General features: G+C 67.2%; 19 protein-coding genes and 1 pseudogene. 7 read left to right on the top strand and 13 right to left on the bottom strand.

The features are described from left to right. The first annotated feature begins 61 nt into the window (after positions 1 to 61). The 4 genes from cydC (at position 62) to Rhe02_RS44215 (ending at position 5931) form a co-directional block, all read left to right on the top strand. Entirely contained in the window at positions 62 to 1609 is a 1548-nt protein-coding gene (gene cydC, locus Rhe02_RS44200; protein ID WP_203914537.1) for a thiol reductant ABC exporter subunit CydC, read from the top strand. A 58-nt stretch (positions 1610 to 1667) separates the two neighbouring features. Continuing rightward, entirely contained in the window at positions 1668 to 2474 is an 807-nt protein-coding gene (locus Rhe02_RS44205) for a SatS C-terminal domain-containing protein (protein WP_203914538.1), read from the top strand. Between the two features lie 81 nt (positions 2475 to 2555). After that, positions 2556 to 4580 carry a transposase gene (locus Rhe02_RS44210; protein ID WP_239124454.1) on the top strand — a complete coding sequence of 675 codons (2025 nt, stop codon included), beginning with the start codon at positions 2556 to 2558 and terminating at the stop codon, positions 4578 to 4580. Between the two features lie 130 nt (positions 4581 to 4710). Next, a complete protein-coding gene (locus Rhe02_RS44215; RefSeq protein ID WP_203914539.1) occupies positions 4711 to 5931 on the top strand; it encodes an ABC transporter substrate-binding protein in 1221 nt (406 codons plus the stop codon). A gap of 73 nt (positions 5932 to 6004) precedes the next feature. Here Rhe02_RS44215 and Rhe02_RS44220 read toward each other — a convergent pair whose 3' ends face one another. Genes Rhe02_RS44220 through Rhe02_RS44235 form a run of 4 tightly spaced genes read right to left on the bottom strand, consistent with a single transcriptional unit; the run spans position 6005 to position 10536 of the window. Then, positions 6005 to 6538 carry a GTP-binding protein gene (locus Rhe02_RS44220; RefSeq protein ID WP_373320792.1) on the bottom strand — a complete coding sequence of 178 codons (534 nt, stop codon included), beginning with the start codon at positions 6536 to 6538 and terminating at the stop codon, positions 6005 to 6007. Positions 6539 to 6587: 49 nt separating this feature from the next. Further along, a complete protein-coding gene (locus Rhe02_RS44225; protein ID WP_203914541.1) occupies positions 6588 to 6965 on the bottom strand; it encodes a DUF742 domain-containing protein in 378 nt (125 codons plus the stop codon). Positions 6966 to 7015: 50 nt separating this feature from the next. Continuing rightward, a complete protein-coding gene (locus Rhe02_RS44230) occupies positions 7016 to 7420 on the bottom strand; it encodes a roadblock/LC7 domain-containing protein (RefSeq protein WP_203914542.1) in 405 nt (134 codons plus the stop codon). Then, complete coding sequence (locus Rhe02_RS44235; protein ID WP_203914543.1) at positions 7417 to 10536, bottom strand: sensor histidine kinase; 3120 nt, start codon at positions 10534 to 10536, stop codon at positions 7417 to 7419. Before Rhe02_RS44235 ends, Rhe02_RS44230 begins: the two co-directional genes overlap by 4 nt. A gap of 565 nt (positions 10537 to 11101) precedes the next feature. Here Rhe02_RS44235 and Rhe02_RS50305 point away from each other — a divergent pair. Further along, complete coding sequence (locus Rhe02_RS50305; protein WP_239124455.1) at positions 11102 to 11446, top strand: hypothetical protein; 345 nt, start codon at positions 11102 to 11104, stop codon at positions 11444 to 11446. On the opposite strand, the gene Rhe02_RS44245 is transcribed toward Rhe02_RS50305, so the two are convergent. Beyond that, positions 11418 to 12482 (bottom strand): adenosine deaminase, encoded by a 1065-nt coding sequence (locus Rhe02_RS44245; protein ID WP_203914545.1) that lies wholly within the window; start codon positions 12480 to 12482, stop codon positions 11418 to 11420. The two genes, Rhe02_RS50305 and Rhe02_RS44245, sit on opposite strands and share 29 nt — an antisense overlap. Before the next feature lie 33 nt (positions 12483 to 12515). Here Rhe02_RS44245 and Rhe02_RS44250 point away from each other — a divergent pair, with 33 nt between their 5' ends. Next, complete coding sequence (locus tag Rhe02_RS44250; protein WP_203914557.1) at positions 12516 to 13334, top strand: putative RNA methyltransferase; 819 nt, start codon at positions 12516 to 12518, stop codon at positions 13332 to 13334. Here Rhe02_RS44250 and Rhe02_RS44255 read toward each other — a convergent pair. The 8 genes and pseudogenes from Rhe02_RS44255 to Rhe02_RS44285 all read right to left on the bottom strand — a co-directional run bounded on the left by Rhe02_RS44255 (position 13276) and on the right by Rhe02_RS44285 (position 21746). Further along, positions 13276 to 13947 (bottom strand): DUF4272 domain-containing protein, encoded by a 672-nt coding sequence (locus Rhe02_RS44255; RefSeq protein ID WP_203914546.1) that lies wholly within the window; start codon positions 13945 to 13947, stop codon positions 13276 to 13278. The two genes, Rhe02_RS44250 and Rhe02_RS44255, sit on opposite strands and share 59 nt — an antisense overlap. An 11-nt stretch (positions 13948 to 13958) precedes the next feature. Beyond that, complete coding sequence (locus tag Rhe02_RS44260) at positions 13959 to 15236, bottom strand: thymidine phosphorylase (RefSeq protein ID WP_203914547.1); 1278 nt, start codon at positions 15234 to 15236, stop codon at positions 13959 to 13961. Beyond that, a complete protein-coding gene (locus tag Rhe02_RS50310) occupies positions 15233 to 15808 on the bottom strand; it encodes a hypothetical protein (protein ID WP_239124457.1) in 576 nt (191 codons plus the stop codon). The genes Rhe02_RS44260 and Rhe02_RS50310 overlap by 4 nt, the downstream gene beginning before the upstream one ends. A 29-nt stretch (positions 15809 to 15837) precedes the next feature. Continuing rightward, positions 15838 to 16288, bottom strand: a pseudogene (locus Rhe02_RS44265) (cytidine deaminase); the annotation flags it as partial. Then, complete coding sequence (locus tag Rhe02_RS44270) at positions 16275 to 17540, bottom strand: ABC transporter permease (RefSeq protein WP_203914548.1); 1266 nt, start codon at positions 17538 to 17540, stop codon at positions 16275 to 16277. The gene Rhe02_RS44270 and the pseudogene Rhe02_RS44265, both read right to left, overlap by 14 nt. Positions 17541 to 17631: 91 nt before the next feature. Continuing rightward, complete coding sequence (locus Rhe02_RS44275) at positions 17632 to 18987, bottom strand: ABC transporter permease (protein WP_239124458.1); 1356 nt, start codon at positions 18985 to 18987, stop codon at positions 17632 to 17634. Positions 18988 to 19021: 34 nt separating this feature from the next. Further along, the gene (locus Rhe02_RS44280) at positions 19022 to 20518 is read right to left on the bottom strand and encodes an ABC transporter ATP-binding protein (RefSeq protein ID WP_308442069.1); all 1497 of its coding nucleotides are present in this window, start codon (positions 20516 to 20518) and stop codon (positions 19022 to 19024) included. 166 nt (positions 20519 to 20684) lie between these two features. Further along, a complete protein-coding gene (locus Rhe02_RS44285) occupies positions 20685 to 21746 on the bottom strand; it encodes a BMP family lipoprotein (protein WP_203914560.1) in 1062 nt (353 codons plus the stop codon). A 223-nt stretch (positions 21747 to 21969) separates the two neighbouring features. Between Rhe02_RS44285 and Rhe02_RS44290 the strand changes: the two genes are divergently transcribed. Then, positions 21970 to 22317, top strand: coding sequence for a hypothetical protein (locus tag Rhe02_RS44290; protein ID WP_203914549.1), 348 nt, complete (start codon positions 21970 to 21972; stop codon positions 22315 to 22317). Positions 22318 to 22354: the final 37 nt, after the last annotated feature.

The raw sequence follows: 22354 nt of genomic DNA on the forward strand, positions 1-22354 counted from the left end.
CCGTGGCGACCCGGCTGATCCGCGTGGAAGCGGGACGCCTGCACGAGATGGAGCGTGTCGCGTGAAAATCCCGGTGCTGCGACTGGTCGGGGCGGCAACGCTGGGCGCGGCCACCGAAGCGGCCGGGCTGTGCCTGATGGCGACCGCCACCTGGCTGCTGGTCACGGCCGCCGGGCAACCGCCCATCACCGCGTTGACGGTGGCCATCGTCTCGGTACGAGCGCTGGCCATCTCCCGGGGCGGCCTGCGTTACCTGGAACGGCTCGCGAGCCACGACGCCGTGTTGCGCATCGTCACGGAGGTTCGGGCCCGCATCTTCGCCACGCTCATCGAGCGCCCCCTGGCCCGTCACGCGGACGCCCTGAGCCGCATGGTCTCCGATGTGGAGGCGGTGCAGGACCTCGTGGTGAGGGTGGCCCTCCCACTGGCCTCCTGCGGGCTCGTGGCGCTGCTCGCGGTGATCGTCACCGCCGCCTTCACTCCGCTCGCCGGGCTCACCCTGTTCGCCGGGCTGGTGGTCACCGCGGGGCTCATCCCGGCTCTGGGAGCGGTGCTGGTGCGCCGTGGCGCGGCACGGCTCGCGCCGCTGCGCGCCGCCTACGCCATCTCCACCGTCGACCTCGTGCACGGCGCCGCCGACCTCGCCGCCTACGGGGCAACCACCCGGTTCGAGCAGGCGGGAGCGAGGCAGGCGAGCGAATTGTCCACTTTAGAGCGAAGCCTGGCTCGGCGCTCCTTCGCCCTGGACACCCTTTCCAGCATCTGCACCGGCCTCACCGCCGTCGCGATGCTTCTCGTCTGCGTGGGGCAGGGCGTGTCCCCGGTCTGGACCGCGGTGCTCACGGTGGGCACGCTGGCCACCGGCGAACTCGCGATGGGCATCCTCGCCGCCAGCCGCAAGGGCGCTGAGATCGCCGCGCCGCTGCACCGGGTCGGCGAGCTGATCACGCCGGCGGAACCGGTCGCTACCTTTGCCGCAGAACCGTTTACGCAGATCAAGCTGAGCGGGGTAGGCGTCGCCGGCCGGCTGCGGGACATCGATCTCGTGATCGAGCCGGGCAGCCGGATCGCGGTCATCGGGGCCTCCGGCGCCGGCAAGAGCACCCTGCTCGGGGTCATCGCCGGGGCGATCACCCCCGACTCGGGCACGGTCAGCGGCAACGGCCCGGCTTTCTCGGTGGCGACCGGCTTGATGGCCGACGCGCACATCTTCCACGCCACCGTTCGCGACAACCTCCTGCTCGCCAGGCCCAGCGCCACCGAGCCTGAACTGCTTGCGGCGGCAGAGGTCGCCGGATTGGGGGACTTCCTTTCCCGGTACCAAGAAAATGCTGGCGAGGATGGTGGCGAACTCTCGGGTGGACAGCGGCAGCGCCTCGCCCTGGCCCGGGCGGTGCTCGCCGCGCCGCCGGTGCTCCTGCTCGACGAACCGACCGAAGGGCTCGACCCGGCACAGGCCGACCGGGTTCTCGACGCCGTGCTGGCCGATGCGGGCCAACGCGCTGTTGTCCTGGTGACGCACCGCCTGGCGGGTCTGGAACGGCACCGGTTCGACGAGATCGTCGAGATGGACGAAGGCCGAATCGTGTCGCGCCGTCCGACCCACTAGGGTGTGCGGGGAGTCGTGAACGCGACAACCCACCCCGGGGTAGGAGGTCAGGTCGACAATGGCTGAAGCCAGCGCCATCTGGGCAGAGTATGAGATCTCTCCGGTGGAGATCGCCATGCCCGGCAACAAGGTGGGTCTCACCCTGCGGGCATATCGCATGGCCAGTGCGCTGACACCGACGGATGTCAGCGAGCGCGAGGATGAAGACGAGGTCTTCAACTCCCGCGACGCCCGCCGTTCGGCCGAAGACGATGAGCTGCCCGAGTTCGAGTGGACCAAGGAACAGCTCGACGAAATCGCCGCCGGCCCGGCCGAGGACACCCTCGCCGAGGAAGCGGTCGAAGCGGATGAGGCCGACAGCGACGAGGACGCGAAGGAAGACGACGCGGCCGAGGACGAAGAAGTGCCCATCTTCCTGTCCCACAAGGGGAAGCTGCTGCTGTTCCGCAGCGCCGAGGGGCTTGTCACCTTCGTGAAGTCCAAGTCGCCCCACGATCTGGCCCAGCTCGAGGGCTGGAAGAAGTTCGTCGGCAAGGTGAAGCCGGCCGACATCGACGCAGACGAGTCCGACACCTACGAGCTGGACCTGGTGGTGGAGAACCTGCGCGGCGGGCCCGACGCCTGGGATCCGGATCTTTTGCTCAGCGCCGGCGAGCTAGCTCGCGATCTTGGCTTCGCTTTGGTGTTGCCGAAGGTGCTCCTTTCGCTCGCGCCGGGGTCCCCACTCGACGATCTTGACGAGGCTCTTCGATCCACCGGATTTTTTGCAAAGCGCAAGTTGCGAAAAATCGGGTCAGAGCAGGCATCAATCAGTTGGCGAAGCGTAATTGGCAAAATCTCTTCGGCTGTGGACTGGCGCGACTGAGATTAACCGGGCAGCATGAATTTTTGGCACAACACATGAATCCGGAGTAGCTCCATCGGTCCGGAGTGGGAGGACGAGTCCGTGGCACTCGTGCGGGTGTATTGCGGTATTTCATCGGCCGTCGACGCAAGTATTGTCGGCGCACCGGGTCGGCTGACCGTAGCGGTCGTCGATGACTCGGGGCGTCTCTTGGAGTACTGCGAAATCAACGACGATCCCGCGGGATACGCCGCGGTGACCGCGATGCTCGCCGAGCGGTTCGGCGGCTCCACCATGATCATGCTGGCTGTCGACAGCGACGATCACCTCGTGGTGTCGCTGCTTGCCGCCTCGGCTCGGCCGATCGCCTACACCGACGATGAGACCGCCGACGACTTCGCCGACCGCTTCGGCGACGACGAGTCCCTCGATGAGCTGCAGGCCCTGGTCGCTGGCAGGCGTGCGGTCGGTCTGGCCCGCGCGCTGCAGGCCGGGGCGCTCTCCGCCGCCGTGACCCCCACCCCGCGTGAATACGCCGCCCTCAAGCCGATCCTGGCTGCCCACAGCGCGCTGGCCATCGGCCGGCACGCGGCTGCGGTGGCTCTGCGTGAGGTGCTGCGTGAGCTTTATCCGGCCGCGCTGCGCGCCTACCCCGACCCGGCCGAGCCGGTCGCGCTGGCGATGCTCGATGCCCTGCCCGAGCCGGGCCTGCTGAGCGCGGCTGCCGGACGTGGCCGCGACACCGCGGTGACCGTGGCCGCCCGGCTGGTGGCCGACGGGGTCTGCGATAACGACACCGCGCTGGAAGCCGTCACCGCTCTGCGCGTGGCCATCAACGAAACCCCCCGCCGCAATGGCGCCAAGCAGTTGACCGCCGCCGTCTCCGACGCGGTTCGGGCCAGCGTCGCCGCGGTCCGATCCGCCGATGCGGCCGTCGGCATCCTGATCCACGCCCTCGGCGAGCGAGTCGTGACCACCGGCGCTCCGGCGGCCCCCGCACCGCCACGCCGCCGGGTGAACCCGGCGCCCCTGACGACTACGGTCTCGGCGCCGCGTCCGGTCGCGCCGCCACCGGTGGCACCGATCCCGGTCAGCCCGGCGCCGCAACCGGTACACGTCCCAGTCCCGGTCCCGGTGGCCGCCGCAGTGGCGCAGCCGGTGCCGGTCGCCGCGGGCAGGCCCGCCTGGGCGCAGACCACACCGCCACCCACGCCGCCCGGCTTCGAGCCGACCCCGGTCACCGGCACGCCCATGGTGCCCAGGCAAATGCCGACCGCCATTCCCGCGCAGCGGGTTCCGGCCGCGCCGCCATTGCCGTTGCCGCCGAGCGACGCCGATCTGCTGACGCCCTTTGTGCCGACGCTGACCCACGCGGCGATCAACGACGAGCGCGCTGCGCGCGGTCTGCCCAACAAGCAGGTGCCGGAAGGCACGGCAGCGCTTGGTTCGCGCGCCAACTGGCCGCTGGTCGGCGAAGACTCCGACGAGCCGGTGTCGGCCCAGCCCTCGGCGCAGCGGTCCAACCGGGTCACCCCGCCGTGGCAGGCCGACGACCTGGTGCTGCCACCGTCGCTGCGACTGGTCGAGCCGACGGTTGATCCTTCCGCGCCACAGGTTCGCCTCGTCGACGACACGGCGCTCACCAGCCGCATCCCCAAGCCGCGCCGCACCGAGCGCAACGGTTCGGAGATGAGCGACGACACCGACCTGCTCATCTTCGCCTCGGTCTCCTCGGCGTGGTTCAGCGGCGACGTCAGCGACGGGGAAACCACCTGGAACTCGGGCATGGACATGGGCTGGCGCACCGCCGAAGAGGCATCGCTGCGGCCGTCCAACGGTGGAGACACCAACGCCGGGCTACCCCGCCGGGTGCCCGCGGCCAACCTTGTCCCCGGTTCGCCACTCGCCCCCGAGCGCCCGCTGCGCATCGTCCGCGATGCGGGCGAGATCGCGGCGCACACAAGCAACTACTTCCGCGGCTGGCGTCGCGGTAACCAGGAAGCCGGTGGCTTCGCCGTCGGCGGCCGCCCCGGCCGGGAATCGGCCTCAGGCTGGGACTTCAGCCGCGAGCACGAAATCCGTGACGACCACAACGATTACGGACAGCGGGCGGCAAACTACCGCTGACCTGTGGGATTGCCCATAGTCTCCGGGCTTGACCTTGTGCTGCAACGCAAAGCAGCATACCCATGCAGCATTGTCCCTAAGCCGAGCCAAAAGCACGGCTGATGCTGCATGAGCAATAAGGAGACTTTGCATGGCCAACGGTATAAGCCGACGTCGGGCATTGACCGGGGGCCTCGGGCTCGCCGCAGGCACCACTCTCGGCGGCGGGCTCGCCGGATGCTCCCGAATCTTCGGCGGCTCGCAGGACGGTGGAGCCGTCAACACCTCTGGCGAGCTTGTGGTGGGCGTCAACCTTGAGCTGACCGGTGTCGGCTCCACCCTTGGCAAGCTTCAGGAACAGGCCTTGATCATCGCCGCGAGCGAGCTCAACATCAACGGCATTCCCTTCGGCGACAGGCGTCTGGCCGTTCGCGCGATCGTGCGCGACAACGGTGGCAACCCGGAGAACGCGGCCCAGATCTCCCAGGACTTCATCGACAACGACAAGGTCAGCGCGATCCTTGGCGGCACCACTGTCGAGACCGCCATGGCGATGATCGCGGTGTCGGAGAAGCGGAAGGTCCCGCTGCTCTGCCTCAACAGCGGCGAGGAAATCACTTTCCCTCTTCCCGCCCGCAAGTTCACGTACAAGCTTGGCCCGAACGCCGCTGACGTCGGCGCGATGATCGCCCGTGAGCTGGTCCGCCAGCAAATCAGCACGGTCGCCGTGCTCGCCAGCGCAGACGGCCACGGCTCCGCCGGCGCCAACGCGGTTCCGCGTTCGCTGGCCGCGGCCGGGCTGCAGCACGTGGGCACTGTCCGGCTGCCGCAATCGGGCCGGGCCTTCACCGACGCGGCCAAGCAGGTCGTGGCCAGCAAGGCGAAAGCGGCCGTGGTGTGGGCGCTCGCGCCGATCAGCGCCGCCGCCGTCGCCGCGCTACGCGACGCGGGCTTCCTCGGAAAGATCTTCGTTGACGCGGGCGCCGGTGCGGACGAAACCCTCAGCGGCCCCAACGCGGCCGCGATGGAAGGCACCTACATCATCCATCCCGCTGTACTCGGCGGAGCGCCCACGCTGGCCACCACGCCGTCAGGACGGGCGGCAAGAGACTTCATCTACCGCTACATCCAGCAATACGGGGCCTTCAGCGGCTTCGCCCCCTACGCGGCCGACGCGCTCAACCTGGTGGCGTTCGCGGCCAGGCGCGGCGTGAACCTGGAACCGCAGCGGCTGCGAGGACGACTGGAAGCCGGTGCGGTGGAAGGAATCACGGGTGCCTACGCATTCCAGCCGATCTCTCACGGCGGGCTGGAGCCGGACGCGCTGGTGCTCTTCACTGCCAAGGGCGGCAACTGGGTGCGGCTGCTCTAGCCGCCCGCCTCATCCTCGGCTCACCCCGGCCGGCATGCCTTTGGCTGCCGGCCGGATTTCGTCAAGGGGGCGCTTAGGCTCCGACCCGCTGACGGCGCATTGACAGCACGTACTCCACCAGCGAGATGAGCACCTGCTTGGTCGACTCCCGATTACGGGCGTCACAGCTGACCACCGGCACGTCCGAGGAGATGGCGAGCGCGTCGCGCACATCCTGGGCCTGGTGGTACTGCATACCGTCGAAGCAGTTGATGGCGATCAGGTAGGGCAGCTTGCGGTGCTCGAAAAAGTCGATCGCCGCAAAGCAGTCAGCCAACCGCCTGGTGTCCACCATGACCACCGCACCGATCGCGCCCCGCACCAGCTCGTCCCACATGAACCAGAAACGCGTCTGGCCCGGCGTGCCGAACAGGTACAGGATCAGATCCCGGTCAATGGAGATACGCCCGAAATCCATCGCCACCGTCGTGGTGGTCTTATTGGGAATTTGACGGGTGTCGTCAACCCCGACACCTGCCGAAGTCATGATGGCTTCAGTGGTGAGCGGCGTGATCTCCGAAACGGAGCCAACCAACGTCGTCTTGCCCACGCCGAAGCCACCGGCGATGACGATCTTCGCCGATGTCACGCGTCCCGTTGTGGGACGCTGCGACATGTCAGAGCCTCCGAAGTCCACTCAGCACCCTCTCAAGCAGTTCTGTACCGACAGCGTCGTTGTTATCGAACGATGTCGGCTCGTACACCGCGACCAGGCCATCCGCCGCCATATCAGCGATGAGCACCCTCGCCACACCAAGCGGCAGCCGCATTCGTGCCGCAATTTCGGCGAGCGACTGCACTTTCCCGTCGCAAAGCGACGCGATGTGTTGATGCTCGCGACCATGACCCCCGCGGCTACCCGTGCCGGCCGAACGGCCGCGCACAGTGGTTTCTACCAACGCTTCAATCGCAATTTCCAGCCGCGGCCGGGTGCGACCTCGGGTAACGGCATACGGCCTTACCAGTGCGCCGGTCGGCTCTTCTCTGTCTGGCACTTGCCGTCACCCCCTTTCACTTCTCCGCCCTCGCGTAGGCGGAGCCCTAGTTAGCCCAGCACTCCAGCGGTGCTGCGGGGAGCCGGGGTCAGCGCATCGCCAACCCGGTCAACCAGCAGGGCCATTTCGTACCCGACCTGCCCGACATCGCAGCTACGCGAGGCCAGCACGCCGAAGGAGGAACCGTCCGAAATAGACATGAGGAAGAGGAACCCGTTGTCCATCTCCACCACGGTCTGCAACACGGCGCCGCCTTCGAAGCAGCGAGCCGCACCCTGGGTGAGACTCACCAAGCCCGAGGCGATAGCGGCCAGCTGGTCTGCTCTGTCCCGGGGAAGATCCCGTGACGATGCGAGCAGCAGGCCGTCCGCGGACACCGCGACCGCGTGGGCGACCCCTGGCACCCGGTCAGCGAAGTTGGCCAGGAGCCAACCAAGATCCTGCGTTGTGGTCATGCCTCGTGCTCCTTGCCGGTTGGTCCTCCGGTCTCGGTAGAGCCCGGACTAACGTCATCGTCCATGTGCTGGGTCCTTCCCCGCTGAACGCCTCGGTGGTAGGCGGACAGAAGACCACGAACACCTTCCGGCGACCGGCGCTGAAGGTTGGTCGACCCCTTGTCCACCCCACCCGGCACAAGCTGTGCCATCGGCGTGCGCTTCGGAAGGCCCGACATGGTGGTCTCATTGACGTCCGAGCTGGCGGCCGCGGAAGCCGCGGCCCAGCCCTCGTCGGCAGCGGTCTGCCAGGTCGGACGATAGGCGGCGGGAACGGGATCCGCTCCCTGTGCCACACGTCCGGCCGAACCCCGGCCTGCCTGAGCTGTCACCATTTCATCCTTCGAAGTCGCCGCGTCTCCGTTCGTGCCTGTCGGGTGCCCGCTGTAACCGTGCGAGTCGACAGCCGCGAACTGTGCGGTGATCGTAAGGTCTTGTTCGCTAAATGTGGGAGTGGATGTCCCGGCATCGTCCATCGCCGTCCGGCGGGTGCTGAACCACGCGGACTCAAGCTCACGGAAAATCGGCAGCTCCATCGTCTCGTCGCCGTAAGGCAAGTGCTGCGGGACGACCTGTGGTGCTGACCTGTCAGCGTTGTAAATGCCCTGCGACGACCGCTCATCACGGTAGCGCGGCTCGTCCGCGACCGGCGGCCACACCGGAGGAGCGGCCGCGGCGGGAATCGACGTCGGCGGCACCGAAACCGGCACAGCAGACACGGGCACCGCTGAAATTGGCACACTGCCCGCGGGCGGCTGGCTCGAATACGGATCGTACGAGCGTTCCTGGGACGGTGACTGCGGCTGCCTCGGAATCTGCGAGCCGTAGAAGTTGTCCTGGAACCCGGACGCGAAGTCGCTGTCGCGGCGCGGCAGGGAGTCGCCGTTGAGAGTGTCCGCACCGGTCAGGTCGGACCAGGCCGGCATGCCCGCCCCAGCCCGGCTGGGGTTGGAATGCGCCGGCGGGAGCGGAGACACCGGTGGTGGTGGCGTCTGCCGCGGCGGAAGCTGGGTCGGCTGGTGGTCGAACAGGCGTGAGCCACCACCGCTTTCCAGCGCCAGTGGGGCGCCGAAGGGCGAGCGAGGCGGCGCCGAAAGCGGCGGCCGGGACTCGATCGCGGCGGCACTGGGCTCCCGCGACGGGGCGCCGGCCCGGCCCGCGAGGGCCCGGGGCACCAGGACCGCGGTCGGCAGCGTGACGTCGGCGATGATGCCCCGCTCCGAGGAGGAGCGCAGCTCGACCTTGACCCCGTGGCGCGCGGCCAGCCGGGCCACCACGACCAGACCCATCATCCGGGACACGGCCACGTCCACCATCGGTGGTGTGGCGAGCTTCTCGTTGATGTCGTGGAGCATGTCGGGCTGGATGCCGATGCCCTTGTCCTCTACGAAAAGCACTGAACGGTCTCCGACGCGGCGTGCCTCCACCATGACCGAGGAATCGGGCGGGGAGAAAGCGGTGGCGTTGTCGAACAGCTCGGCGATGAGGTGCACGAGGTCGTTGACCGCGTGCGCGGCCACCTCGATGTCGCGGTCGACGATGCCGAACTCGATGCGCGTGTAGTGCTCCACCTCGGACTGGGCGGCACGGAGCACGTCCAGCAGGGCGGCCGGCTCGCGCTGCACGCGAGTCGAGTCGGCGCCCGCGAGCACGAGCAGGTTTTCGTCGTTACGCCTCATTCGAGTGGCGAGGTGGTCAAGCTGGAAAAGCTCGGCCAGACGATCGGGGTCTTCCTCACCGCGCTCGAGGCGGTCGAGGTGACCGATGAGCCGGTCGACCAGGATCTGCGAGCGACGGGCCAGGTTGACGAACATCGTGGCCACCGAGGACCGCAGTGCGGCCTGCTCGGCCGCGGTGCGGACGGCTTCCAGGTGGACCGCGTTGAACGCCTCGGTCACCTGCCCGAACTCGTCCTTGCTTCGCACCGGCAGCGGCTCGGCGATCTGGTTGGCCAGCTGCAGCGGCGACATCTTGTCCGACAGGGCCGGATCACGCAGCCTGGCCACCGCTTGCGGCAGGCCGTACTGGGCGATGCTCAAAGCGCCGTGGCGCAGCTCGCGAAGCGAGCGAGCCATCGACCGGGCGACCAACCACGCGGAGAAGATAGCCAGGATCAGCATGAGCAGCACGAGGATCGTCTGCAGAAGGATCCGGGAGGTGACCTCGTCACGCAGCGCCTGCGCGGTCTGCTCGACCTTGGTGTCGAGCCCGCGTTCCACCCGGCGCAGCAGGTCGGAGTGGTCCTTGAGGGCAAGGTCCCACTCGACCGCGTTGAACCCGGTGTTCACCGGGTCGGCGTCGACCGAAAGGGCCTCGATCTTGCCCTGGAAGCTGGCTGACTTACGCAGCGCCGGACCGGTCACTACGCTCTTGTATGTATCAATATCAATGCTCTGGGCCACCGCCTCGAAAGCTCGATAGGCCTGGTCCTGGCCGACGAGGGTGGCGATGAAGCTTTTGTCTAGCTCAGGCAGGAGTGCTCTTTGGTCGAAGGCGCGGTGAATGACGATGCGCTCTTCGGAGAGGTATTCCTTGCTTCGCGCGACCGCGGCGGCGGCACGCAAGCTGTCACCGAGCTCACCACTACCGGCGATCTGAGCAGCGCGGTCGCGAATGTCGAGCAACTGCTGGATCAGCACCTGATAGCGCGTCGACACGTCCGAGATCTTGATCTTCAGCTCGGTGACCTGGGATCGCACCGCCGTCAGGCCGGTCAGGCCGCTGTCGATGCGCTCGAGCAGATCCCGCATGGCGGGGTCGATGTCGATCAGCGCGATGCGCTGCTGCCGGTAAAGCTCGGCAGCGCTGTCCACAGCCTTGTTCGCGTCGCCAAACGCCGCCTTCGGCCCCTGCCGGGCCGCGTCGTCGTTGCCCGCGAGGGTCTGCACCGCGAAGGCGCGTTCGTTCTGCAGCGCGTCGACCAGGGTCCCGGACTCCTTCACGAGCTGGGACAAAATCCTGGTGTCATCAGCGTTGGCAACCGTATCGAGGTTGTCGAGCAAACCGTTGGTCCCGATGACCAACGTCGCCAGCACTGGCGGGATCATGATCAGGCCCAATTTGGCCCAGATCGGCATGTCCCGAAGTCGACCAAATGGCCGACGGAGACGCGAAAGGAAGCCACGGGGGTGGCCACCGGCATTGCTGCCAGACCGCTTACTCACGTCACCGCCCTTCTATCGGCACGCCAAGGGTTAAGGCACGGGGGGTCCGCTGCCTGCGCACCGCACATCATCCGACCCCGGCAAAAGGACGGACTCCGAGATTCCATCACGCGATCTGCGAAGTGGAAAGCCCAGGCTGCCCTGAATCACCCGCCGAATGGGATGCTCATGGGGATACCGACCAAAGTCCCCTACGGAGCTACGCACTGTGAGCGTCCATTTTGCCCGAGTTGTACTTCTTGCCGGCCCGTCTGGATCCGGAAAGTCCTACGTAGCTCGGCGGACCGGGCTACCCGTGCTTTGTCTTGACGATTTCTACAAAGACGGGCACGACCCTACCCTGCCGCGCGCTCAAAATGACGTCGACTGGGAGTCTCCCGCATCGTGGGACGCGGCCGGAGCTGTCGATGCGATCGCCACATTAGCTGCGCGAGGTCGGGCGAACGTACCGGTCTACGACATCAGTCGGAGCCTTCGGGTGTCCGAACGGGTATTCAGTCTCGACGATCATCCGTTGTTCATAGCCGAAGGGATATTCGCAGCCGAGGTGGTGCAGGAATGCGCCCGGCGCGGGCTGCTGGCTGACGCATTTGCACTAAGGCGACCACGGACAGTGACATTCACTCGCCGTCTAGTTCGCGATCTTGCCGAGCATCGGAAGCCCCCGAAGATCCTCTTTCGTCGCGGGCTCCTGCTGTGGCGCAACGATCCGGAGATCCTGCGCCGGCAATCCGAGCTCGGCTGCCGGCCGATGACCGCCCGCGCCATCTGGCGCCGGGTGAGGATGCTGATCTCTAAACCAATTTCGCGTAAGCCGGCTTGATGATGTCGTTGATGATGGCCAGCCGTTCATCGAAGGGGATGAAGGCGCTCTTCATCGCGTTGATCGTGAACCACTGCAGCTCGCCCCAGCCCCAGCCGAAGGCCTCGCTGAGCAGCGCCATCTCCCGCGACATCGAGGTCCCGCTCATGAGCCGGTTGTCGGTGTTGACGGTGACCCGGAACCGCAGATCGCGCAGCAGCTTGATGGGATGGCGGGCGATCGAGGTGGCGGCGCCGGTCTGCACGTTGGAGGACGGGCACAGCTCGAGCGGGATCCGCTTGTCCCGCACGTAGGCCGCCAGCCGCCCCAGCGAGCCGTCCGGGCCGATGTCGTCGACTATGCGCACACCGTGACCGAGCCTGTCCGCGCCGCACCACTGGATCGCCTGCCAGATCGAGGGCAGGCCGAAGGCCTCGCCCGCGTGGATGGTGAAGTGGTAGTTCTCCCGCTGCAGGTACTCGAAGGCGTCCAGGTGACGGGTGGGCGGGTAGCCGGCCTCCGCCCCGGCGATGTCGAAGCCGACCACACCGTGATCGCGGTAGGTGATCGCCAGCTCGGCGATCTCCATCGATCGCGCTGCGTGGCGCATCGCGGTGAGCAGGGTGCCGACCCGGATGGGCCGCCCGGCCGTGGCCGCTTCCGCGCTGCCCTGGGCGAAACCGGCCTGGACCGCCTCGACCACCTGCGGCAGGGTGAGGCCGCCGACGAGATGCTGCTCGGGTGCGTAGCGGACCTCGGCGTAGACGACCCCGTCGGCTGCGAGATCCACAGCGCATTCGGCGGCCACGCGCCGCAGCGACTCCGCGGTCTGCATCACCGCGACCGTGTGCGAGAAGGTTGCCAGGTAACGCTCCAGCGAACCCGAGTCGGCCGCGGCCACGAACCACTCGCCGAGCGCCTGCGCGTCGGTGGCGGGTAAGGCATGGCCGATCTCGGCCGCCAGCTCGATGATCGTCTGCGGGCGCAGCCCGCCGTCGAGGTGATCGTGCAGGAGCGCCTTGGGCGCGCGGGCTATGTCGTCGAGGCTCAGGGTCACATCGTTGAAGATAGCTCTGTGCTCACCGCCGATATGATCGCCGCGCTGCGGTGCCCGATATGCCAATCCGGGTTGTCACCGTCTCCCCGCGCGCTCAGATGCGAGCACGCACACAGTTTCGACCTTGCCAAACAGGGCTATGCCTTTCTGGGTACCGGAAAAAGGCTGCCCGAAGGCGACAACGCCGCCATGATCGAGGCGCGGTGCGACTTCCTCGGGAAAGGACACTTCGCTCCGCTCACGACAGCCGTGGCGCAGGCCGCCAGAAGCGGCCTGGTCGTCGATCTCGGGGCCGGCCCAGGTCATTACCTGGCCGCCGTGTTGCAGCGGCACCACGACGCTCAGGGGCTTGCTTTCGACGTTTCCAAAGCCGCCCTGCGCCGCGCAGCCCGGGCGCATCCGCGTGCCGGAGCCGTGCTTGCCGACACGTGGGGGCAGCTGCCGCTGGCCGATGGGTGCGTAGACGTCCTGCTGAACATCTTCGCGCCACGCAACGGCGAACAGATGCGCCGCGTGCTGCGCCCCGACGGTCAGCTCGTGGTGGTGACGCCCGAGCCGGGTCACCTGCTCGAGCTGAGGCAGCGGTTGGCGCTGCTGAACGTGGACGAGTCCAAACAGCAGCGGCTCGCCGCCTCCCTGAGCGGCTTCAGCCAGCTCACCGACGAGGTGCTCAGCTGGCCCATGGAGCTGTCCGCCCACGACGCCCGACAGCTGGTTCTGATGGGCCCCAACGCCTTCCACGAAGGTGACCGGGAGCCCGGGGCAATGACGGTGACCGCGAGCGTGCGGCTGTCTACGTGGACAGGTCGACCTCTTCCCACCCGCCCGGCGGCCCATGATGAGGTCCTATGAAGACAACCGCCCACTCCAGGGCCCAGCGCCGCTGGCCGATGGAGTTGGCGTCGATCATCCCGGGCAGCTCGTCCGGCCCGAGTTTGAGGAAGGCCCAGTCCAGGCAGTAGTGCAGGTCCAGGGCGGCCGCGACGACACCCGGATCGCGCGGCGCCGAAAGCGTGCGCCCCTGCCAATCCGCGAAGCTTTCGTCTTCCAGCAGATCGGGATACAGGTGCACCAAGGAAACCGGGGGTTCGCGCGGGTCGAGCACCCGGATCATTCCCAGCACCCAGGACAGTCCGGCGAGCGCTTCCAGATGCAGCGCGAAGGAACGCCGGTCACCGATCTCCGCGGTGATCCAGGCCCACTCCGGTTCGGTGACATCGGGAGTCAGGTCGCTGCGCTCCAGCCACGACTCCGCCGCCTCGGCGGGCATGCCGAAGGTGCGCTCCAGGATCAGGTGCAGGATCGCCGCCCGCCGCTCCAGGTCGATGGTGGGCCGCAACTCCACCATGTCGCCGGGATCCCAGACCAGCGGGAAGGTCTCCGGCGGCACTGGAACACCGAGCCGGGCCAATTCCTCAAGGCTTGCGGCGCGCACGGCAAACGGATCCGGAGCGGGCACTGGCATGGATTCTTAGGTCATCCAATCCGGTCGATGATGAGCGGGGCGCTGGGAGCGGGCTGTTTGGCCACCACGATCGCGTCGGTGGCCGCGGACAGCGCGGCCGGGATCCGGGACCCGTAGTCGGCACGCAGCTCGGCGAGCACGTCTCCAGCGGCCACCTTCTCCCCGGGTCGCTTGTGCAGCAGCACACCGGCTCCCGCGCTGACCTTGTGCTCCTTGCGGGCCCGTCCAGCCCCGAGCCGCCACGCGGCCAGCCCGATGCCCATCGCGTCAATGCTTTCCACGTATCCGGACGTGGTCGCACGGATGATCTCGGACTCCTTCGCGACCTCGAGCGGAGCATCCGGGTCGCCGCCCTGCGCCTGGATCATCGCGCGCCACGAGTCCATGGCGCGCCCCGACGCGAGCACCTCGGCCGGGTCCACCTCGGACAGTCCAGCTGCCGCAAGCATTTCCCGGGCCAGGGCCAGCGTCAGCTCCACTATGTCGGCCGGGCCGCCGCCGGCGAGCACCGCAAGCGACTCCTCGACCTCCAGCGCGTTACCCACCGCGAGCCCAAGTGGGGTCGACATGTCGGTCAGCAGCGCCACCGTGGTCACCTGGTGCGCCCTGCCCAGCTCCACCATGGTGCGGGCAAGCTCGCGCGCCTGGCCGATTTCCTTCATGAAAGCGCCGGTGCCCACCTTCACGTCGAGAACCAGCGCGCTCGTCCCCTCCGCGATCTTCTTGCTCATGATGGAGCTCGCGATCAGCGGAATCGACTCCACTGTTCCAGTGACGTCCCGCAGCGCGTAGAGCTTGCGATCGGCGGGTGCAAGCCCCTCGCCCGCTTGGCAGATCACCGCTCCCACCTCGCGCAGCTGAGCGATGAAAGCCTCGTTGGCCACAGCGGCGCTCCAGCCCGGGATCGATTCAAGCTTGTCCAGGGTGCCGCCGGTATGACCCAGCCCGCGCCCGGAAAGCTGAGGGACGGCAGCCCCGCACGCGGCCACCAGAGGTGTGAGCGGAAGCGTAATCTTGTCGCCCACTCCACCGGTGGAATGCTTGTCGACGGTCGGTCTGTCCACCGTGGACAGGTTGAGCCGCTCTCCGGAAGCGATCATCGCGGCGGTCCATCGGGCGATCTCGCGATCCTCCATGCCGCGCAACAGAATCGCCATGGCCAGCGCGGCCATCTGCTCATCGGCCACCACGCCCTTGGTGAACCCGTCGATAACCCAATCGATCTGCTCATCGGAAAGCGCCTCGCCATCGCGCTTGGCCCGAATGACATCAATGGCGGTAATACTCACCGCGCCGCCCCCTTCCCCCGAGCCTTACCCGCACCCGCTTGACGTTGCGCCGCTACGTCTTCCTCCGCCACCCCAAGCCCAGCCGCCTTACCACCGCGCTTAGCCGCCACCCCCCGCGACCCCGCCCCCCCAACACCACGCTCAGCCCCACCGCCCGACGCCGCCTCAGCGGCACCACCCTTGGCGGCACGGCCCGATACCGCCTCCGCGGCACCACCCTTGACGGCCTTGGCCGACAACGGCTTCGCCGCACCACGCTCGGCCGCATTGGCCGGCGTCGCCTCCCCAGCGCCGACCTTGGCGGCACGGCCCGACCCCGCCTCCGCGGCACCACCCTTGACGGCCTTGGCCGACAACGGCTTCGCCGCACGGCGCCCGGCCGCAGTGGCCGCCTGAGCGGCACCGCGCTCGGTGGCGCTGGCTGGCACCGCTGCGGTGGCGAGGCTTGGGGTGGTGCGGCCGCCTTGTTTACGGCTGCGGGGGGCGTCGGTTTCGGGCTCGATGGCGTCGAGATCGCGCAGGGTCGGTTTCTTTGGGGCGCGGGCCTTTGCTGGCTCCGGCTCTGCGGCCATTTTCTTTACGTTGCGCGACGGCGGGCGCTTCGGCCAGTCGTCGTCGGGTTCCGGCTCGGAGAAGGCGGAATGGGCTGCGGGCGCGATGATCGCGTCCAGGTCTTCTCGGCCGAACCCGTGCGGCAGTAGGTAATCCATCGTCAGCGGGCCGATTTTCGAGTCGACCAGCATGGCCGGGCCACCGTTTTCCCACAGCAGCTGCCGGCACCGCCCGCAGGGCAGCAACGGCTCGCCGTCCGCGTCGACGCACGCCATCGCGATCAGCCTTCCGCCCCCGGTGGCGTGCAGCTGCGAAACCATCCCGCATTCGGCGCAGAGCACCACCCCGTAGGCGGCGTTCTCCACGTTGCAGCCCACCACGACCCGGCCGTCGTCGACCAGACCGGCCGCGCCCACCGGGAACTTCGAGTACGGCGCGTAGGCCCGGTGCATGACCGCCACCGCGGCGGAACGAAGTGCTGGCCAATCAACCCTTGACATACGGCTTTCCGTCCGCGGCAGGGGCTCGCACCCTACCGACCAGGCCGGCGACCGCGAAAATGGTCGCGATGTAAGGCAGCATCGCCAGGAACTCGCTCGGGATCGGGCTCTGCAGCGCCTGCAGAAGCGACGAAAGCGCTTTGGCGAAACCAAAGAAGACCGCGGCGAGGAATGCGCCCACCGGATTCCACCGACCAAAGATCATCGCTGCGAGCGCGATGAAGCCGAGGCCACCTGTGATGTTCTTGGTGAAGCTGGTTGCGGTCACCATCGAGAAGTAGGCCCCGCCGAAACCGGCGATCAGACCGGCCACCAAAACGTTGACGTAGCGCAGCCCGAGCACCTTGATGCCGACGGTGTCAGCGGCGGCCGGATGCTCGCCCACGGCTCGGGTGCGCAGACCCCAGCGGGTGCGGAAAAGCGCGATCGTCAGCACCACCACGAGAGCCAGCGCGACGTAGGTGAGCAGCGTCCCGGAGAAGATCGCCGGTCCGACGATCGGAATCTTCGACAGGCCCGGGATCGTCCAGTGCGGCAGGCCACCGGGGTTGTTGTAGGCCTCGGTGTCGGTGCGCATGACCTGCTCGTAGAAGAAGCCGGTCAGGCCGAGCGCGAACGTGTTGAGCACGATGCCGATGACGACCTGATCCACCAGGAACCGGATCGCCAGCCACGCCAGGATCAGCGAGATCAGCGCACCGCCGATGGCTGCCGCCCCGAGCGCGGCCCAATAGCTACCCGCGATCGTGCCGAACAGGGCGGCGAAAAACGCGCCGGTCAGCAGCTGACCCTCGATGGCCACGTTGACGACACCGCTTCGCTCGCACATGACACCCGCTAGCGCGCCGAAGATGAGCGGAAGCGAAGCCTCCATCGTGATCGTGGAAAGCGACCCGAGCGGCACCGAGCCGTGGACGGTCGACACCTGCCAGATGAGCGCGGACAACACGAACGCGGCGAGCGAAATGCTTACCAGCAAACCGTAGTGCTTGCCCGTGGCGAGGAGGATTGCCCCGGCCGCGAGCGCGATCAAGCCGAAGACGAGACAGCCGATCTTCCCGTCGATCTCGAAGTTGGCCCCGGACTGCGTGCTCGTGCCCAGATAGAAGGTCGCCGGGCTGCTCGGGCTGGCAAGTGTGAACCAGACCGAGGCGACCAGACCGAGCGCCACCAGCACGGCACCGGTCTTGCGCTCACGCGTCCAGAAAGAGGCTGGCAGCGCCAATTCGGGCGTGATTACAGCCGAAGTCATGCCATTGCCTCCTGCCGTCGGCAATCGCCTACGGCGAAAGCATGACCGAATCCCAATTTCATGATGCCCTCGACAGGCTCGGACATGCCGGTCACCCCTTCGCCAGGGCTGCCTGGGCGGCCGCGACAGGCGACCGGCGGAGCCGGAAGATGGCTTTGACCAGAAGCGGCGCAGCCACAAAAATTACGATCATCGCTTGGATCACGGTCACCAGCTCGTTGGAGATGCCGGAGAACGTCTGCATCGCCGCGCCACCCGCCTGCAATGCTCCGAACAGGAGGGCCGCCCCGACCACGCCCCACGGCTTCACCCGGCCGAGCAGCGCGACCAGGATGCCGTTGAAGCCGATCTGGCCAACCACCTCACCGGTCAGGTTCTGTGCGGTGCCAAGGACCATCGTCGTCCCGCCGAGCCCGGCCAGCGCACCGGCCAGCGCCATGGTCAGGGCCAGCGTGGCGCCCACCTTGATGCCCGCGGTGCTTGCCGCGTTCGGGTTGTAGCCGACCGCGCGCAGCTCGAAGCCGAAGGTGCCGCGCTTGAGCATCCAGGCGACCCCGGCCGCGGCGAGTATCGCGAGGACGATGCCCAGGTTCACCCGCAGCGAGTCGTCGAAGATCTTCGGGAACAGCGCGGTTTCCTTGGCGGGCTTGCTGATCAGATCGCTTCGCGTGGGCTCATCGGCGAAGCTCTGGCGGATGTACCAGATGAGGAAGTAAAGGGCGATGTAGTTGAGCATGATCGTGACGATCACCTCGTGGGCGCCGGTCTTGGCTTTGAGCAGGCCGACCACGTACCCCCAAAAGCCTCCCAGAAGCGCTCCGGCAAGGATCGCCAGCGGGATGTGCAGCGCGGCCGGGAGCGAGAGCGCAAGGCCAACCGTGCCGCCGCCGATCGCGCCCATGATCGCCTGGCCCTGGCCACCGATGTTGAACAGCCCGGCGCGGAAAGGAATCGCCACCGCGAGGCCGGTGAAGACCAGCGGCGCCGCATTGGTGAGCGTCTCCGAAAGCGGCCGCAGCGCGGTCTGCCAGGTCGGGATGTTGCCGCTGGGCATGGGCAGATTCCAGTACCAGTAACGCAACACCTCTGGATCCACGATGGATCCCTTGAACATGTCGGTATAGGCCTGGCTCACCAGATCCCAGCTCGCCTCGAGGGTGGTCAGCGGCTGGTAGAAGAAGTAGCCCCACTGGGCCCGCACGTTCGCATCGCCGATGATCATTAGTACGCCGCCCAGGAAGAGCGCGAGCACGATCGCGGCAAGCGTCACCGTGAAGGAGTTGTCGGCGTAGAACTCCTCCCGCAGCGTCTGCCAGAAGGTCTTGCCAGCGCGATGCTTGCCCGGCTTGATCTCCTGCATGTAATAGGGGCGGCCGGACTCCGGCTGCGACAAGCTCTTGTCCGGAGAGGAGGCCATCGCCTCCGGCTCATTGTCGGGGGACGTCATGCCATTGCCTCCCGTCGTCGGCAACCAAGCTCGGTCATGACGCGCCCTCCGAGGTAATGCCGGCCATCAGCAGGCCGAGCTTCTCACGCGGCGTGCCCGGCGGGACAATCGCGAGGATGCGGCCGCGGTACATCACGGCGATCCTGTCTGCCAGGGCCACCACCTCGTCAAGCTCGCTGGAGACGACAAGCACGGCGGAGCCGACATCGCGCTCGGCGATGATGCGGCGGTGGATGAATTCGATGGAGCCGACGTCCACCCCGCGGGTGGGCTGGGCGGCGATGAAGAGCTTGAGCGGGCGTGACATCTCGCGGGCGACGATGACCTTCTGCTGATTGCCGCCGGAGAGCGCGCCGACCGGCTGCTGCTCGGACTGCACCCGGATGTCGAACTCCTCGACCCGGCCTTTGGCCGACTCGTCGATGGCCTTGGGGTTGAGCGCGAACCGGCCGCCGAAGGGCTCTGACCTATACAGGTCGAGCACCAGGTTCTCGGCGACGGAGAACTCCTTGACCAGGCCGTCGACGCTGCGGTCCTCCGGGATGTAACCGACCCCGGAGCGCAGCACCTCGCGCGTGGACCAGTCGGTGATGTCCCGGCCGAGGAAGGTGACCGTGCCGGCCAGAGAGGGGCGAAGGCCCATGATCGATTCGACCAGCTCGGTCTGCCCGTTGCCCTGAACACCCGCGATGCCGAGCACCTCGCCGGCCCTCACCTCGAGGTCGACCCCGTCGACCGCGCGATGGAGCCGGTCGTCGGCCACCACGAGCCCGCGCACGGCGAGCACCGGCGCGCCAGGTTGAGCGGCCTGCTTCGGCACTTCGAGGATGACGCTGCGGCCGACCATCATCTCGGCCAGCTCCGACTCGGGCGCGGTCGGCGCGGCCGTGCCCACGATCTTTCCGCGGCGGACCACGGTGATCTGATCGGCTACCGCCTTGACCTCGCGAAGTTTGTGGGTGATGAAGACGATTGACTTGCCGGACTCCTTCAGCCCCCGCATGACGCTGAGCAGCTCATCGGTTTCCTGCGGGGTGAGCACGGCGGTCGGCTCGTCCAGGATCAGCAGATCGACGTCGCGGGTCAGCGCCTTGACGATCTCCACCCGCTGCTGGATGCCGATCGGCAGGTCTTCGATGATCGCGTCGGGCTCCAGCGGGAGGCCGTACTTCTGCGACACTTCGCGCACCAGCCGGTCGGCCGTCGCGTGATCGAGAAAGCCCGCCTTGTTCGGCTCCGCGCCGAGCATGACGTTCTCCGCCACGGTGAAGACGGGCACCAGCATGAAGTGCTGGTGCACCATGCCTATGCCTATCCGGATGGCGTCGCTGGGCCCTTTGATCTTGACGGGCTTGTCGTCGACGAGGATCTCTCCCTCGTCCGGCTGAAGCAGGCCATAGAGGACGTTCATCAGGGTGGACTTGCCCGCGCCGTTCTCCCCCAGCAGCGCGTGGATCTCCCCCGGCTCCACGGTGAGGTGGATGTCATCGTTAGCGACGAGGTCACCGAAACGCTTGGTGATGCCGCGCAATTCGAGTCTCAGCGTCGCCTCCTCAAACCGGATGGTGCTCTAGATCCGCCCATTGTGGAGTAACAAACGCCGCCGCGAAACCGGTCACCTACCCGGTTTCGACGGCGGCGCATTGGTGCATTGCCGCCCTACTGGCGATGATTCCACCAGATAGGGCTAGGCGAGGTCACTTCGGCTGAGCCGCCGAGGTCACCTTGATCTTGCCGGAGATGATGTCGGCCTTGAGCGCCTCGATCTCGGACTTCAGCGCCGGGTCGACCTTGCTGTCGAAGTCGTGGTACGGAGCAAGGGAGACACCGTTGTTGGCCAGTGTGCCGAGGAACCCGCCCGTGAGCAGGGTGCCCTTCTGACCGGCGGCCTTCGACAGAGCTTCCTTCACGCCGTCCTTCGAGTTCTTGATAACGGTGCTGAGCATGACGTCCTTGTACGGAGTCGTCTCGTAGCCGTCGGCGTCCACCCAGATGATCGAGTAGTTGCCCGCCTTGGCGGCCGCGGCCGAACCCAGACCGGCGCCACCGGCGACCGGCAGGATCACGTCGGCACCCTGGGCAACCAGGGTGTCGGACTGCTGCTTGCCAGCCTCCTGCTTCACGAAGTCGTTCGTGAACAGGCCCTTCTGGGTCGCCTTGTCCCAGCCGAGCACCTGGACGTTCTTGCCCTTGACCTTGTTGAAGTGGGCAACACCGTCGGCGAAGCCGTCCATGAAGATCGTCACGGGACCGATCGGCAGACCACCGTAGGTGCCGACCTTGCCGGTCTTGGAGAAACCGGCGGCCAGGTAGCCCGCGAGGAACGCGGCCTGCTGGGTCTCGAACTGGATCGGGAAGACGTTCTTCAAGCCCAGGTTGTCGGCGTCAACGATCGAGAACTGGGTGTTCGGGTTGGCCCCGGCGACCTTCTTGGTGGCGTCGCCCATCAGGCCGCCGACCGACTGGATGTAGTTGCAGCCCTTCGTGACCGAGTTGGCCAGGTTCGGGTCGTAGTCGGACATCGCGGTTGACGCGGTGTAACTGGTGGCGATGTTCGAGTTGGCGGCCTTGGCGGCCTCCATTCCGGCCCACGAGGACGCGTTGAACGAACGGTCGTCGATGCCACCGGTGTCGGTGACCATACAGGCCTTATATGTACCGGCGCTCTGACCAGTGCCAGGGGTCTCCGCCGGAGGCTTGCTGCAAGCGGCTGCGCCGAACGCCAGGCCCGCACTTGCGGCCAACGCGATCAGCTTCATCCCACGCGTAGTGCGCAAGATGGTCTCCTCTCCCTAATGAACGTTGACGGCAGCCTACGTTCGCGACGGCCGTTCGACCGACAATCATGAAGCTTTGTTGAACGGTCGTTACTATGGCGTGACTCTTGCGTGTACTGGGTCACGTGGTGATCCCTTCGTCACCTACCGTAACTCCGTGGGTTGCAGCGCCGAGGCATTTACGCCAGGCGTAATCTTCCCGATCATGGAGGCTCTTCGACTCATCCTGCGCTACATCCACCTGATCGGGTTCGCCCTGCTCCTGGGCGGTTCGATCGTGCAGTACCTGACCGGGAAGCTGCGCATCAACGCCGCCATGCTGTGGGGCGCCATCATCCAGGTGCTGACCGGGCTCGCGCTGAGCGCGCCGCTGCGCGGGGACGCCGCCAAGGAGCCGGATCCGGCCAAGCTGGCGGTCAAGGGCGTGATCGCCCTGATGATCTTCGTGATGGTCTTCTTCTCCCGCAAGCGCGAAGCCGTCAACAAGGGCCACTTCCTGGCCATCATCGGGCTGACCCTGGTCAACGCCGCCGTCGCCGTCTTCTGGAGATAATTGCCTTGGCCTGACTGCGCGGCGCGCTGTAGACATC

It is taken from the genome of Rhizocola hellebori (genome assembly GCF_016862955.1).
GTDB classification, from domain to species: domain Bacteria; phylum Actinomycetota; class Actinomycetes; order Mycobacteriales; family Micromonosporaceae; genus Rhizocola; species Rhizocola hellebori.